At 38.1% G+C, this 13,465-nt stretch carries 14 protein-coding genes; 3 read left to right on the top strand and 11 right to left on the bottom strand.

Annotated elements, in window-relative coordinates; all coding sequences use genetic code 11:
* Positions 1 to 65: 65 nt before the first annotated feature.
* The 8 genes from MHI18_RS16860 to MHI18_RS16825 form a co-directional block, all read right to left on the bottom strand.
* Positions 66 to 368 (bottom strand): iron-sulfur cluster assembly accessory protein, encoded by a 303-nt coding sequence (locus MHI18_RS16860; protein ID WP_340848964.1) that lies wholly within the window; start codon positions 366 to 368, stop codon positions 66 to 68.
* A 43-nt stretch (positions 369 to 411) separates the two neighbouring features.
* Positions 412 to 1,281: an ROK family protein gene (locus tag MHI18_RS16855; RefSeq protein WP_340848963.1), complete on the bottom strand. Its 870-nt coding sequence runs from the start codon at positions 1,279 to 1,281 to the stop codon at positions 412 to 414.
* 16 nt (positions 1,282 to 1,297) lie between these two features.
* Positions 1,298 to 2,011, bottom strand: coding sequence for a GntR family transcriptional regulator (locus MHI18_RS16850; RefSeq protein WP_340848962.1), 714 nt, complete (start codon positions 2,009 to 2,011; stop codon positions 1,298 to 1,300).
* A 142-nt stretch (positions 2,012 to 2,153) separates the two neighbouring features.
* Positions 2,154 to 3,563 (bottom strand): glycoside hydrolase family 1 protein, encoded by a 1,410-nt coding sequence (locus tag MHI18_RS16845; RefSeq protein WP_340848961.1) that lies wholly within the window; start codon positions 3,561 to 3,563, stop codon positions 2,154 to 2,156.
* Positions 3,564 to 3,647: 84 nt separating this feature from the next.
* Entirely contained in the window at positions 3,648 to 4,943 is a 1,296-nt protein-coding gene (gene celB / locus MHI18_RS16840; protein ID WP_340848960.1) for a PTS cellobiose transporter subunit IIC, read from the bottom strand.
* Between the two features lie 33 nt (positions 4,944 to 4,976).
* Positions 4,977 to 5,306 carry a PTS lactose/cellobiose transporter subunit IIA gene (locus tag MHI18_RS16835; RefSeq protein WP_445670008.1) on the bottom strand — a complete coding sequence of 110 codons (330 nt, stop codon included), beginning with the start codon at positions 5,304 to 5,306 and terminating at the stop codon, positions 4,977 to 4,979.
* A complete protein-coding gene (locus MHI18_RS16830; RefSeq protein WP_040373950.1) occupies positions 5,306 to 5,617 on the bottom strand; it encodes a PTS sugar transporter subunit IIB in 312 nt (103 codons plus the stop codon). Before MHI18_RS16830 ends, MHI18_RS16835 begins: the two co-directional genes overlap by 1 nt.
* 196 nt (positions 5,618 to 5,813) lie before the next feature.
* Positions 5,814 to 6,800: a Gfo/Idh/MocA family protein gene (locus MHI18_RS16825; RefSeq protein ID WP_340848956.1), complete on the bottom strand. Its 987-nt coding sequence runs from the start codon at positions 6,798 to 6,800 to the stop codon at positions 5,814 to 5,816.
* A gap of 267 nt (positions 6,801 to 7,067) precedes the next feature.
* Between MHI18_RS16825 and MHI18_RS16820 the strand changes: the two genes are divergently transcribed.
* A complete protein-coding gene (locus MHI18_RS16820) occupies positions 7,068 to 7,853 on the top strand; it encodes an SDR family oxidoreductase (protein WP_340848954.1) in 786 nt (261 codons plus the stop codon).
* Between the two features lie 46 nt (positions 7,854 to 7,899).
* Here MHI18_RS16820 and MHI18_RS16815 read toward each other — a convergent pair whose 3' ends face one another.
* The 3 genes from MHI18_RS16815 to MHI18_RS16805 form a co-directional block, all read right to left on the bottom strand.
* Positions 7,900 to 8,820: a catalase family peroxidase gene (locus MHI18_RS16815; protein ID WP_340848953.1), complete on the bottom strand. Its 921-nt coding sequence runs from the start codon at positions 8,818 to 8,820 to the stop codon at positions 7,900 to 7,902.
* Positions 8,821 to 8,906: 86 nt separating this feature from the next.
* Positions 8,907 to 9,356: a metallothiol transferase FosB gene (gene fosB, locus MHI18_RS16810; RefSeq protein WP_340848952.1), complete on the bottom strand. Its 450-nt coding sequence runs from the start codon at positions 9,354 to 9,356 to the stop codon at positions 8,907 to 8,909.
* A 22-nt stretch (positions 9,357 to 9,378) separates the two neighbouring features.
* Positions 9,379 to 10,596 carry an ATP-binding protein gene (locus tag MHI18_RS16805; protein WP_340848950.1) on the bottom strand — a complete coding sequence of 406 codons (1,218 nt, stop codon included), beginning with the start codon at positions 10,594 to 10,596 and terminating at the stop codon, positions 9,379 to 9,381.
* Positions 10,597 to 10,821: 225 nt separating this feature from the next.
* On the opposite strand from MHI18_RS16805, the gene MHI18_RS16800 reads away from it, so the two are divergent.
* Together MHI18_RS16800 and MHI18_RS16795 are read left to right on the top strand one after the other, a co-directional pair.
* Entirely contained in the window at positions 10,822 to 11,781 is a 960-nt protein-coding gene (locus MHI18_RS16800; protein WP_340848948.1) for an L-lactate dehydrogenase, read from the top strand.
* Between the two features lie 455 nt (positions 11,782 to 12,236).
* Positions 12,237 to 13,403 (top strand): IS256 family transposase, encoded by a 1,167-nt coding sequence (locus MHI18_RS16795; protein ID WP_340845447.1) that lies wholly within the window; start codon positions 12,237 to 12,239, stop codon positions 13,401 to 13,403.
* Positions 13,404 to 13,465 lie beyond the last annotated feature (62 nt).

The raw sequence follows: 13,465 nt of genomic DNA, 5'->3' as shown, positions 1-13,465 counted from the left end.
TCTTTTAGAAGACAGGTAACTTTTTTGCATACAAAAAGCCAGACCTAAAGTCTGGCTTTTGTCACTTAGTGATGGTGGTGATGCTCTTTTGATGGATTGGTGATTTCAAAACCTGCTTCCGGAACAAAGAAATATTTAATCCAAACACCATCTAAAAATCCTTCACGACTGTCAAGCAGCACATCAATTTCTTTGTCTGTTTTTACAATTACATCATGTTCTTTTGGTGTATCCAATTTGTAATCATAGTGAGCATGGTCCCCATGCATATGAGTAATGAAAACACGAATGTATTTCCCTTCAGCTTCTTCACTGTTTAAAAGCTGTTTCAACACCTTCGCTGCATTCCGATTGATTTTAACGTTCATCTGCTGAACCTCCACTTCTTCATCAAAGATTTCATTTACGATCCTAGTTGCCGTGTAATGCTTGATCAGCCAAGATTAGTGAACCAATGATTCCAGAATTGCTGCCTAAACCAGGGCTGACAATATAGTCCTGAAGATTAGGGGTATCCACATACCCTTTTAGCACATTCTCTAATTGCGTACGGATTTTCGGAAACACTTGTCGCTGCTTCATGACCCCCCCGCCAAGAATAATTTTCTGAGGAGAGAGAATTAAGATAAAATTCATAAGTGCTTGTGCGATATAATAAGCCTCTAACTCCCATACATCACTTCGTTCTTCAAGCTCATGAGCTTTCACTCCATAGCGCGCTTCGATAGCCGGTCCCGCTGCTAGCCCTTCAAAGCAATCTATATGATAGGGACACTTACCTTGGTAATGGTCTTCAGGATGTCTTCTAATTAATATATGACCCATTTCTGGATGCGAGTATCCCTGCAGTAATTTCCCGCCGACTAAAGCTCCTGCACCTATGCCTGTACCAACGGTCATATATAAACAGCTGTTAAGTCCTTTTGCAGCTCCGTACGTTCCTTCACCTAATGCAGCTGCATTTACATCAGTATGAAAACCCATTGGTACGTTAAAATGCTCTTTCATTTTAGTAACAATCGGATAGTTTCTCCAGCCTGGCTTGGGTGTCGAAGTAATAGATCCGTAGGTTGGGCTTTCTCGATTTACATCTATTGGACCGAACGATCCTATTCCAATGGCTTCTATGTCGTATGCTTGAAAAAAGCGTATGACTTCTTCCATTGTTTCTTCAGGGACTGTTGTTGGAATTTCAATTCGTTCTCTTATCTCACCAGTATGATCACCAATTGCACAAACAAATTTTGTTCCTCCTGCTTCGATACCGCCTACTAATGCCATGTTTCTCCCTGCCTTCTTATTTGCTAATGGAAACGGTTGTAAAAACAAATTTGTCATAACGATGTCTTGAAAATGAATATTCAAAGGGTATACCATTATTTAAAAAACCAACTTGTTCCACTTCAAGAACCGGGTCTGTAGGATGACAGTCTAGATATTGTTGATCTAATACATTGGACTTGTCTGCTCGAATTTTCCGATGAGCACCGCCAATTTTTAATTCTAGTGACTGATGAATATAATTATAAATAGATGCATAGAGTACCTCTTCATTCAGTCCAGGTATTAATGCAACAGGCATATACGTTTTTTCAATTACATATGGTTCATCATCAACATTTCTCAATCGTATAATTGAATAAACAGGCGTATCTCTCTTAATTGACAAGTGTCTAGCAACCTCTTCAGAAGGGAACTGTACCTCAAAAGAAACGATTTTACTGTCTACTTTTTTTCCAAGAACCAAATTTGAAAGTCCCTTGGAATCTTCACTAATCACATTAACCGTTTCATCACGTAGCGGAGCTTGAACAATAAATGTACCATGACCTCGCTTTCGAAGCATTAGTCCTTCGGCGACTAAAATATCCAGTGCCCGTTTCATGGTCATTCGGCTGCAATTAAACTCCGCTGCCAGTGTGAGCTCATCAGGAATTGGCAGATCATCTGGATAATATCCCGTATGAATGCGGTTTCTCATTTCTTCAGAAATTGCTTCGTATTTATTCATTCTATACACTCCAACCATTTTCTTCATTATAATAGACTTTCACTAACAGTATATAACTTTTGCATCCAAAAATAGTAAACAGAGTTCTGAGCAATGCGCTAAAAGTATAGGCTGCATTCTCAAAACTCTGTTTTACTACTTATTAAAATCCATTATTTGCAGCAACATCCTTAAACCAATAACCGCTTTTCTTAACGGTTCGTTCGTTATCTTTCTCTAAATTAACAGAGACAAAGCCATAACGGTTTTTATAGGCATTACTCCAAGACCAGTTATCCATGAACGTCCATAAATGATAGCCTTTAACATTGGAACCCTCTATCAAAGCTTTATGCACCCATTTTAAATGTTCACTGATAAAATCAATTCGATAATCATCTTCAATCATACCATCTTCATTACGGAAACGCTCTTCTCCTTCGACACCCATGCCATTTTCAGAAATGAAGCATTCAATGTTTCCGTAATTATCTTTTAAATTAGTTAAAATATCATAGACGCCTTTTTCGTAAATTTCCCACCCGCGGTAAACATTCATTTTACGACCAGGCATAATGTAGTTATCAAAATAACGATCCGGCATAAACGGCCCATCAGGATTTGGAAAACTATCCTTCGCCTTCACACGTCTTGGCTGATAATAATTAACTCCGAGTAAATCCACTGTGTTCTCTTTAATAATAGTTAAATCACCATCTTCGATAACAGGCATATAGCCTTCTTCCTTCAGAATATCAACCAGTTCTGTTGGGAATGTTCCTTTAACAGATGGATCAAGGAACGAACGGTTGAAAAAGGCATCACACAATACCGAAGCTTTTAAATCAGCTGGGTGCTGACTCCTCGGATATGACGGGGTTAAATTCAGGATAATCCCTATTTTTCCATCAAGTTTCATCGTTTTGTAAATTTTAATCGCTTTTGCACTTGATAGAATTGTATGATAAGCAACTTGAACTGCTTTTTGGAAATTAACCTCGTTTGGATAATGGAAATCATATAAATATCCACCTTCAACAGGTACGATCGGTTCATTATGAGTAAACCATTTCTTCACTCTATCACCGAATAGGCTGAAACATGTTTCCGCATATTTTTCATAGGCATCAACCGTTTCACGATTATTCCAGCCTCCAGTTTCCTGTAAAGCCATCGGCATATCAAAATGATAAAGATTAACGAATGGTTCAATCTCTGCTGCAATTAATGCATCAATCACATTATTATAAAATTCTACTGCCTTCTCATTCATTTCCCCTTTTCCCTCAGGGAATAACCTTGACCAAGAAATAGATAGTCTGAATGAATTGTGACCGATTTCCTTCATTAACTGGATATCTTCTTTATACTTATAATAGAACTGTGAAGTATTTTGAGGACCTACTCCATCGAAAAAACGATTCGCTTCGATTTCAAACCAGTGATCCCAAATATTCTTCCCTTTGCCATCAAGATCAGCTGCCCCCTCAGTCTGGGTTGCGGATGCCGAAGATCCCCACCAAAAGTCCTCAGGAAATTTGAATTGAATTGATTCATTATTTGTACGTGTCATATAAATCCTCCCTCTCATTCTCTAATAGATGTCTCAGATTTGCCGCCTGATTAGGCAGATCTATTTTCTAGTTGAACACAGCTTTTATGATGCTTTTTTCATTTCTTCTTCTTTTTCTTTTTTAATATTTACTCCATCAATAATTTTCAAGAATGGGAACCAGATGGCAAAAACAATGAAGAAGTTGACAATCTGCAGCAGCGACCCCATTAGGGAATTCGTTGCTAAGTATCCGCTTATTCCAATTGGCACTGTCCAAGGAACCGTTACTCCTGTAGTTTTAGGCACTATCCCTGTTGCGAAAGCAAAATACGTAACAGCCGTAACAATCATTGGCGCTAAAATCCAAGGTACAATAATCATTGGATTCATAACAATTGGCAAGCCGAAAATAATCGGTTCGTTGACGTTAAAGATACCAGGTCCCGCACCGAGTTTGGCTACTTGTTTCATCTGCTTACTTCTCATAAAGACAAGGATAGCAACGATAACAGCCAGCGTCATTCCGGTACCGCCCATTCCGACTGTAAACACATCCATAAATGACTTAGTCACAATGTTTGGCAGTTCCCCGCCTTGAACAAATTTATCATAGTTTTCTAGAGCTAATGTATTCCAAATTGGATCCATTACTGAGTTGATGATAATCTGACCGTGCAGACCAAAGAACCAGAGAAGTTGAATAACAAACACAGCAATTAATGTTGGAATTAACCCTCCACCAAGACCTACTAGCGGTGCTTGAATCACATCATAGATAAAATCATGAAGGTTTGTATTAAACGCTTGTGTAACAAGAACATTTATGAATAAAAAGATTGTTAATGTAATTAATGCTGGGAATAAAGCAGCAAACGACTTCGCTACAGCCGGAGGTACTCCTGCTGGCATCTTAATAGTTAAGTCTTTCTGAACAGCTCTTCTATAAATCTCACCTGCTAGAAAGGCTGTAATCATTCCAAGGAACATTCCTTTGGCACCTAGGCGATCAAGCGGTATAACATTTGTAACAGCGCCAGCATCTGTTTCAATCATAAAAGGTGTTAAAATCAAAAACGAAGCAAGAGCAATGACGCCTCCAAAAACAGCTTCCACGTTGTAACTTTTTGATAGATAGTATCCTATACCAAAGACAACGAAAACGGACATGATCCCCATGGTTGCCTGTGAAGCAATTCCGAATGACGATTGGAAAGAAGCAATAAACTCATCACTTAAAAATTTATTTAAAAATGGCAGATTGGTTAATACTACGACAATAGAACCAAATATTGTTAATGGGAACGCTAACATAAATGCATCACGTATAACCTGTAGATAGCGATTGTTATTCAACTTGCCCGCAATTGGAATTAAAAACTGACTAAATTTCTCAAACATAATTTTCCCTCCCTTATCAATGGGTATTTCTTTTTATAAATTCTTAGCTTTAAAAATTTCTAGTAATTCGATAACTAGTTCCTTCATCGTAAGTGTTGACATTAAGTGATCCTCTGCATGCATAAATAACATGGAGAACTCTACTTTTTCACCTTGCGCTTCTTTTTGAACCATTTTGAAATGAATTCCATGTGCAGCATTTAAATCCTCTTCAGCCTGTTTTAATAAGTTTTCTGCTTCTTCTACATTGCCTTCGCGGTATTCACGAAGGGATTGGATGACCTTGCTGCGCGCGTTGCCGCTATGAAGAATAAGTTGAAAATTAATTTGTTCACTGGTAAGTTCTTCTAAATTAATCTCCATTATTTTTTCCCCATTAAGGCTAGTGCCTGTTCGTAAGCTTTTTTACCGTCTGCTAATCCATATGCCATCATATCGATCACATCAACATTGATATTGTATTGAGCAGCTTCTTTTTGAAGTTCTTTCTTCAAGAAACTCATTTGAGGTCCGATTAAAACAACATCTGCTTCTGCCATATCTTGTTTCGCTTGATTTTGACCGACTGCCCAAATTTTCGCTTCATCACCGATAGATTCCGCATACGCTTCCATCTTTGTCACAAGTAAACTAGTAGACATACCTGAACTACATGCTAGTAAAATTCTATTCATTGATAATCAAACTCCTTCGATTCATAATTTTTAGTTTGTTAAGCGGTTACAACTTTATTATAGCCAATTAAAAAGAAATGTCTAGTCATTTCCTTTTAAAAATATAGGGTTATTTAATTAAACATCAATACATTCTCTGAATTGTCACATATAACTAAAAAAACTGCCGAGAAATTTTCTCGACAGTTTTTTACTATTAGTTAGTATCATTTGGATATACAATACCCATTTGACGTCGGGCTTCATCCATAATTTCCACGACAGCAAGTGATATTTCCCACGTATTCTGTGAGGACTGCTGTTTACCACTTTCAATCAGTTGGATAAATTCTTTTATTTCGTAATACATAGAGTCCTCTTGTTGTTCATAACTTATATCAGTAATCGTACCATCATGTGCACGTATTTCAATTTTTTCCGGACTAGATATATGATGAATAACCATAGATCCATCCTCTCCAAGAATTTCCGAAGGCAATGGTGATTCCGTTATTTTTGAATACATCACTACTGCCTCCATTCCATCATAACTGAGAAGAATACTTCCATTCCCATCAGCACCAGACTCGAGTACGTGACCTGTCGCCTTAATAGAATTAGGCTTACCAAACAAAACAACAAGTGGATAAATTGTATAGATACCTATATCCATCAATGCCCCATTAGAAAGAGCTGGATTAAAGGCGTTTAAGACCGTCCCTTGTCGATAGGAATCATAACGCGATGAGTACTGACAGTAATTTGCAAAATATGTACGTACTTTTCCAAGCTTATGGATATTATCCTCAATACTCTTAAAGTTCGGCATTAAGGTTGATTTCATCGCTTCCATTAAAACAACGCCATTTCTTTTAGCTGCTTCAATCATCGCACGTGTTTCTGCTGTATTTGAAGCAATTGGCTTCTCACATAGTACATGCTTGCCATTTTCTAAAAACAGAATAGCTTGTTCTGCATGATAAGCATTTGGACTTGCGATATACACTGCGTCAATCATGTCACTAGATGCCATATCCTCTAGACTTGTAAACGTATTTTCAGCCTGATATTTGCCGGCAAACTCACGAGCTCTTTCCTCTGATCGTGAATAAACCGCCGTAAGCTTAAATTTTTCGTGTGCTTCAGATGCCTTTAAAAACCGTTCTGTAATCCAGTTAGTTCCGATAATCCCAAACCGTATCATGTGTAAGCCTCCTAATATCTATTGTTCTGTTCTTTATTTAATATATCCTCATGTCACAATGAAAGCTAGTAATCTATGTTAGTCCTTTTCTTTTCTTCATATGATTACCCCTTTTTCCAAGATACAAGATATCAGTTTGCAAATCAACACTAGTTTAGCAGCGCTTTATTATTATAATCCCTATCCAGAGATTTTTAAAAAAGTGTCTTACAGGGTTTCTTTTTATATATAAATTGGGTAATAATAGAAAAAAGGAGTTGAGGAAGTATGGCAAATTTAATGAAAAATAAAGTGGCTTTAATAACCGGAGGGAGTTCTGGTATTGGTCGTGGAGCTGCCTTAAAGCTTGCAGAAAATGGGGCAAGAATTGCCTTACTTGACCTTAATGCTGAAGATGCCGTGGAAGTAAAGCGTGAAATTGAGGAACTTGGCAGCGAAGCAATCATTGTAGAAGCAGATGTTTCCAAAACAGAAGATATGGAACAAGCCTTCAAAAGAGTCTTCGAAGAATGGGGCAAACTTGATTTTGTCTTCTCAAACGCCGGGATAAACGGGGTAATTGCACCCATTGAGGATCTATCAATCGATGAATTCGATGCCACCATCCAAACCAATTTACGCGGAACCTTTTTAACAGTTAAAAATGCTATTCCTTACATGAAAGAAAATGGCGGGAGTATTGTGATTACAAGCTCAATCAACGGAAACCGGACATTTAATAACTTTGGATTTTCAGCTTACAGTACCTCAAAAGCTGGACAAGTCGCCTTTGGTAAGATGGCTGCCCTAGAACTGGCACGATATAAAATCCGCGTGAATATAATTTGTCCGGGTGCAATTGATACGAATATCGATACAAATACGTTTCCTGAAAACGAAAATCTCAAAAAAATCACCATCCCAATTGAATACCCGGAAGGAGAACATCCCCTTGCTGGCGAAGCTGGTAAACCAGAACAAGTTGGGGATTTGGTTTTATTTCTAGCCTCTAACTTATCCTCCCATATTACGGGGACAAAGGTATATATCGATGGAGCAGAATCTTTATTATAAATATGTAGATAAGCCGTATTTCCGTCTAGGAATACGGTTTATGTCTTTATTTACCATGAATGCGGCGATTATAAGAAACCTCGTAGGCATCATGACGGAAATGTAAAATAGGATCATCCGAGCATTCAATGCCTTCGGAAACAATTGTGGGATCAAACAGAACCCTATCTGGCGAATCAACCCGTTTCTTAGAAATAGAGAGATGTCCAATTTCTATCGTTTGCCGTTCTGCTGGCCACGCTGCTGTAGGATCATCTGTTGGATCACCTTCTTCTCCTAATTGAATGGTAAGTGTAAAACCGACAGGCTCTCTCTCTAATCTTTCTGTTAATTCTTCATTTAGATAATCAGCTGAACAGTCAGCAGCTTCTAGTTTCCCATACATTCCGAGTCCCGCATCAGGTTCCCATTGATACTTAATCGATTGTTTCCTGCCTTCCTTATTGATAAAATTAAATACATGTATGGAAAAATAACGAGCCATTGCAAAACTGAGGGGTGAACGCATTTCTTTAACCATCTTAAAGCCTACTTTGCTTTCAGGATAGTTCACGGCAATTTTCATCAACTCTTTTAGGTTCGGTAATCCACCTTTAGCTGACTTAAAAAATTTCATTATCTCCACAAATGCTTCAGGCGTTCTCGCAAAGAAAACAGGAATCGTAACGGCAATAAGATTGGTAACCGATCCATCTGGTAATTGAAATTGCACAGCCATTCCTTTAGGCGGCGTCAACGCATCTGCATGTGTTGGGTTAGGTGAACTATTAGAAAAACGTACAATGGCTGGTACGGGTGTATGTAAAAGATGCGGTGCTGTTGTAAACGTACTCGCTTTCCCATTAGGGGTAAACACTGCCTCAAAATAATTCCCTTTTGCATGTGCCCGACGATATCCTGGAAACGTTCCTGCAGCTTCTTCAATTGCATCGACAGCCTTAACAGGAAGCTCATTTGCTTTCTCCATTGGTTCACACCTTTCTTTAAGAAAACCATTCTCTCATCATACTAGTACCCTGATTTAAACTATCTTATACATTAGAACTCTCCCTTCTAAGCAACAAAAAACCTGCATAATGCAGGTTTCACTTTAGTTAAAAATTCTAGATAAGCTTTGGTTTCTTTATAATAGTTCATCCTATCTTCAAGTGTACCTGTATGGAATTCAAACTTATGGCCATCCGGATCTGTAAAATAAATCGATTCCTTATCTCGCACGTCACGATTCCGTCCTGGCAATATAGACACATTGAGCTTATTTAATTTATCTTCAATCATTGCCAGCTCATTTTGTTTCACCGAGAAGGCAATATGAGTATAAGATTCTAGTATTTCATTTCTTGGTATAGTCTCCTCTAGGTTAAGTGCGAGCCATAACCCATTTAAATCAAGGTATGCGGTGGTTTTTCCCTTCACTAACAACCTTGCTTCGAAAACAGTTTGATAAAAGATAATCGATTTATCCAAATTAGACACTGAGAACAACAAATGATTAACCTCCATCTGTCCCGTCTCCTTCTTCCATTTAACTTAATTTTGAAACTGGCAGCATAATTGTAAAAATCGTCCCTAACTGACTACTGGCTACCTCCATCCTGCCCCCATGATTATCAATAATCGTTTTCGATATTGAAAGCCCAAGTCCGGTACCGTCACTTTTAGTAGTAAAAAATGGATCAAATACTTCTGATAAAATTGCGGGGTCTATTCCAGAACCATTATCCCTAAAAGTTATAGCAAGCCAATCCTCTACTCTGTCAGCACTCCAATTAATTCGTAAATTCGTCTGTTCAACGGCTTCAACAGCATTACGAAATAAATTAATAAATACTTGGATAATTTCATCTTTATTCATCTCAATGATACATTCAGATGCTTCCTTTGAGACAGTATGATTAACGGTCGCATGATACAAGAACGATTCATTCGTAAGGATTTTCAATAGATGATTATTAACAAAGAAATCAAACTCTATTTTTTCTCGATTCATATGAGCCGATCGAGAAATTTTCAAAAAATCGCTGATAATCGTATTCGCCCGATCTATCTCAGGAATAAGTAACGTCCTAAATAACTCGGCACTCTCCTTATCTATACTTTCTTGCATTAATTGTAAAAAACCTCTCACCGTTGTAAATGGATTCCTAAGCTCATGAGCAATTCCAGCAGCTATTCCCCCCGCAAGAGCTTGCTTTGCTGCACCTTTATATAAATTAACAAACTGAAAGATGCCAATTACTCGTTTAATTGAACCATCTTTTTCATAAATGATTCGGGTATTAATAACGCCATAATTTTTATCCATGATCAAATGATTTATAGTATCTTCTTTTGTGTTCAATGTTTTCAACAAGAAGATTTCCTCATCAGGCAGTTTTAAAAGATCCCGGATATGGGTGCCCACAATCTCCTTCTGATCCACATGTAAATCAAGAGCTGTCTGCTCATTGCAAAGTGTCACCAATCCATCTTTATCAATAAAAACAATATGATGAGGTACATGATCAAAAAGATTGGTCATATACCCCTCCATGATAGAAAAACAATCGTAAATAAATGATGAGTGCATGCTATTATTCTTTCCTTCTATATAAGAAACATCTTTGCCGCTAGCTTTTTTCACTATCATTCCATGCCTAGAATGATAGGTTAAAGGAAAAGGAAGCTCAGAGACTAATTCTCTATAACGCTGATTTTCTATTTTCAATGATTCTATTTCATCCTCAATAGACATATCCTTCATAGTTTACTCCTCACTATGCTCATGTTTTAATTCAAACGAAAATATAGTAGCTAAGGACTGAACGCCAAACATTTCCAGTTACACTTAATTATACGTTACTTTTTCCCTTAATTTAGACTAATTCCTAAATTTTATTATATATTCATTGATTTTACTAGATTTAAAAGGCACAATTAAACTGTTACGCTTTTTACAAATGCAGGTACCTGAATGGAGGAAATTAATATGATACAAAGAAATATTAATCGAGTGGCACTTATAGGTGCAGGATCCGTTGGGAGTAGTTATGCATTTGCCCTGCTTAACCAGTCAATTACTGAAGAATTAGTAATAATTGACGTTAATGAAGATAAAGCTATGGGAGATGCAATGGACTTGAACCACGGCAAAATCTTTGCACCTAACCCAACCAAAACATGGTACGGAAACTACGACGATTGCAAAGAAGCGGATATCGTCTGTATATGTGCAGGAGCGAATCAAAAACCAGGGGAAACCCGCTTAGACCTTGTTGAAAAAAACCTAAAGATATTTAAATCCCTTGTTGATCAAGTAATGGCAAGCGGCTTCGATGGCATCTTCTTAATTGCTACCAATCCTGTCGATATATTAACCTATGCAACTTGGAAATTCAGTGGACTGCCTAAAGAACGAGTAATCGGAAGTGGAACGATTCTCGATTCTGGACGATTCCGTTTCTTACTGGGCGAATACTTCGATATTGCCCCAGCAAATGTGCATGCACATATCATTGGAGAGCATGGAGACACGGAGCTGCCTGTATGGAGCCACGCAGATATTGGCGGAGTTCCTGTTGAAGAATTAATTGGACGAAACCCAGAATATAAAATGGAAGACCTAGACCAGCTCTTTGTAAACGTGAGAGATGCAGCCTATCATATTATCCAGAAAAAAGGCGCTACGTATTACGGAATTGCTATGGGGCTTGCCCGAATCACCAAAGCCATCCTAAATAATGAAAACAGCGTCTTAACCGTCAGCACCTACCTTGACGGAGAATACGGAGAAAAAGACGTCTACATTGGTGTCCCTGCCGTAGTAAACAGAACCGGAATCAGAGAAATACTCGAACTAACTCTATCTGAAAACGAACAAAAACAATTTACCCACAGCTCAACCGTCTTGAAAGAAATTCTAAAACCACACTTTCAGGAAGCCCGCTGATCCACCAAAAAAAAGAAAGGCAGTTTTTCTGCCTTTCTTTTTTTAATGTTTCAGCAATATTGATGGGTTACTCCTATGGATGATGAAAGTTTTCATGGGGATACACTTTTTAGGAAGACCTGATGAATAAGTTTCCCCGGGGGGTATTTTATCTATTTTTCTTCTATCCAGGCTGTTATTCCCGTCTGGTCTCCACGTATTCCCGTCTGAGATGACCGTAATCCCGTCTGGATCATGTGTATTCCCGTCTAGAGGCTGCGTATTCCCGTCTGGGCACTATTTTCAGCTCCATAATACCCCATGGGGCATAATTGTTTTCAGGATTTTTGAAAAGGGTCGCTAATCTTTAGATCTATTGATTAAGTCCATATAATTGTGTAAAAAAAGAGAGTCATTTTATTCGCTCTTGGAAACAATGTTTTCACCATGAAAACACATTGAAAAGAGGGAATATAATGACTCAGTTACAGTTTAACCTTGATATCGATCTTTTAAAACTTTCCATTATGAATTCTAATCTTGATGCCGTGATTAAATCAGCGGTTGTGTTGATCTTAAATGAGTTTATGGAGAAAGAGAGAGACAACCATCTACAAGTTTCATCTTATGAGCGCTCTACCGAGCGTCAGGATTATCGAAATGGCTATTATGAACGTGATTTTACGATGAGTATTGGCAAGATTAAATTGAAGGTCCCTAGAACACGTAATGGCGACTTTTCCCCTTCTGTATTTGAAAAATATGCTCGGGTCGATCAAGCGCTCGTCCTTTCCATGTTAGAGATGGTAATCAATGGAGTTTCTACACGAAAGGTTACTCATATTGTCGAACAGCTATGCGGTGAAAATGTCTCAAAATCCTTCGTTTCATCGCTGACTGAAAAGCTTGATCCCATTGTTAATGGCTGGGCAGGGAGGCCCCTCAATACCACGTACTACCCCTTTGTTTTCGTAGATGCCATGTATATCAAGGTGCGTGAGCACCATCAAGTTGTCTCAAAAGCCGTATATATTGCGACTGCCCTTACGGAACAGAATAAGCGAGAGATTCTAGGGCTCCATGTAGATCATGTAGAAAGCTTTGAATCTTGGTCACAGTTCTTTAAGCAACTAAAATCCCGCGGTCTTCAATCCCCGAAACTGGTGATTTCTGATGCCCATCAAGGGTTAGTCAAAGCAGTCCAACGGGAATTCATTGGGACCAGCTGGCAACGGTGCAATGTCCATTTTAAACGGAACATTATCGAAAAACTGCCTAAAAAGGGATCATCTGATATTCGCTTGATGATTAAACGGGTATTTGAAGCAGTCACGATAGATGATATTCGTCTATTTAAAACGGAGTTAATAAATAAATTTGGTGAGGAATCAAAATATGAAAAAGCCCTTCAAATTTTGGATGAAGGGTTCGAAGACACCATTCAATACATGAATCACCCTGAAAAAATCAGGCAGCACATTCGTAGTACAAATTCGCTGGAGCGTTTAAATCAAGAAGTACGCAGAAGAGAAAGAGTAATCCGGATCTTTCCTAATACCCAATCTGCTTTCCGATTAGTAGGTGCTCTCTTAATGCAATATCAAGACACAGTTTACGACAAGAAAAAAGCATTGTCGAAGTAGTTATTTTTCAAAACTTCCATCATGAATCATTTCACATTCAAACAGGGCTGTCAAAGTGAAAA

This window comes from Peribacillus sp. FSL H8-0477 (genome assembly GCF_038002765.1).
Classification (GTDB): Bacteria; Bacillota; Bacilli; order Bacillales; family DSM-1321; genus Peribacillus.
This window is presented reverse-complemented; position numbering and strand designations above follow the sequence as displayed.

Coding starts and splice junctions, on each gene's coding strand:
- MHI18_RS16815 (WP_340848953.1), bottom strand. CDS start 8,820: ATGGAGAAAGCAAATGAGCTTCCTGTTAAGGCTGTCGATGCAATTGAA.
- MHI18_RS16830 (WP_040373950.1), bottom strand. CDS start 5,617: ATGAATAGAATTTTACTAGCATGTAGTTCAGGTATGTCTACTAGTTTA.
- fosB (WP_340848952.1), bottom strand. CDS start 9,356: ATGGAGGTTAATCATTTGTTGTTCTCAGTGTCTAATTTGGATAAATCG.
- MHI18_RS16795 (WP_340845447.1), top strand. CDS start 12,237: ATGACTCAGTTACAGTTTAACCTTGATATCGATCTTTTAAAACTTTCC.
- MHI18_RS16860 (WP_340848964.1), bottom strand. CDS start 368: ATGAACGTTAAAATCAATCGGAATGCAGCGAAGGTGTTGAAACAGCTT.
- MHI18_RS16805 (WP_340848950.1), bottom strand. CDS start 10,596: ATGAAGGATATGTCTATTGAGGATGAAATAGAATCATTGAAAATAGAA.
- celB (WP_340848960.1), bottom strand. CDS start 4,943: ATGTTTGAGAAATTTAGTCAGTTTTTAATTCCAATTGCGGGCAAGTTG.
- MHI18_RS16820 (WP_340848954.1), top strand. CDS start 7,068: ATGGCAAATTTAATGAAAAATAAAGTGGCTTTAATAACCGGAGGGAGT.
- MHI18_RS16855 (WP_340848963.1), bottom strand. CDS start 1,281: ATGGCATTAGTAGGCGGTATCGAAGCAGGAGGAACAAAATTTGTTTGT.
- MHI18_RS16835 (WP_445670008.1), bottom strand. CDS start 5,306: ATGGAGATTAATTTAGAAGAACTTACCAGTGAACAAATTAATTTTCAA.
- MHI18_RS16850 (WP_340848962.1), bottom strand. CDS start 2,011: ATGAATAAATACGAAGCAATTTCTGAAGAAATGAGAAACCGCATTCAT.
- MHI18_RS16800 (WP_340848948.1), top strand. CDS start 10,822: ATGATACAAAGAAATATTAATCGAGTGGCACTTATAGGTGCAGGATCC.
- MHI18_RS16845 (WP_340848961.1), bottom strand. CDS start 3,563: ATGACACGTACAAATAATGAATCAATTCAATTCAAATTTCCTGAGGAC.
- MHI18_RS16825 (WP_340848956.1), bottom strand. CDS start 6,800: ATGATACGGTTTGGGATTATCGGAACTAACTGGATTACAGAACGGTTT.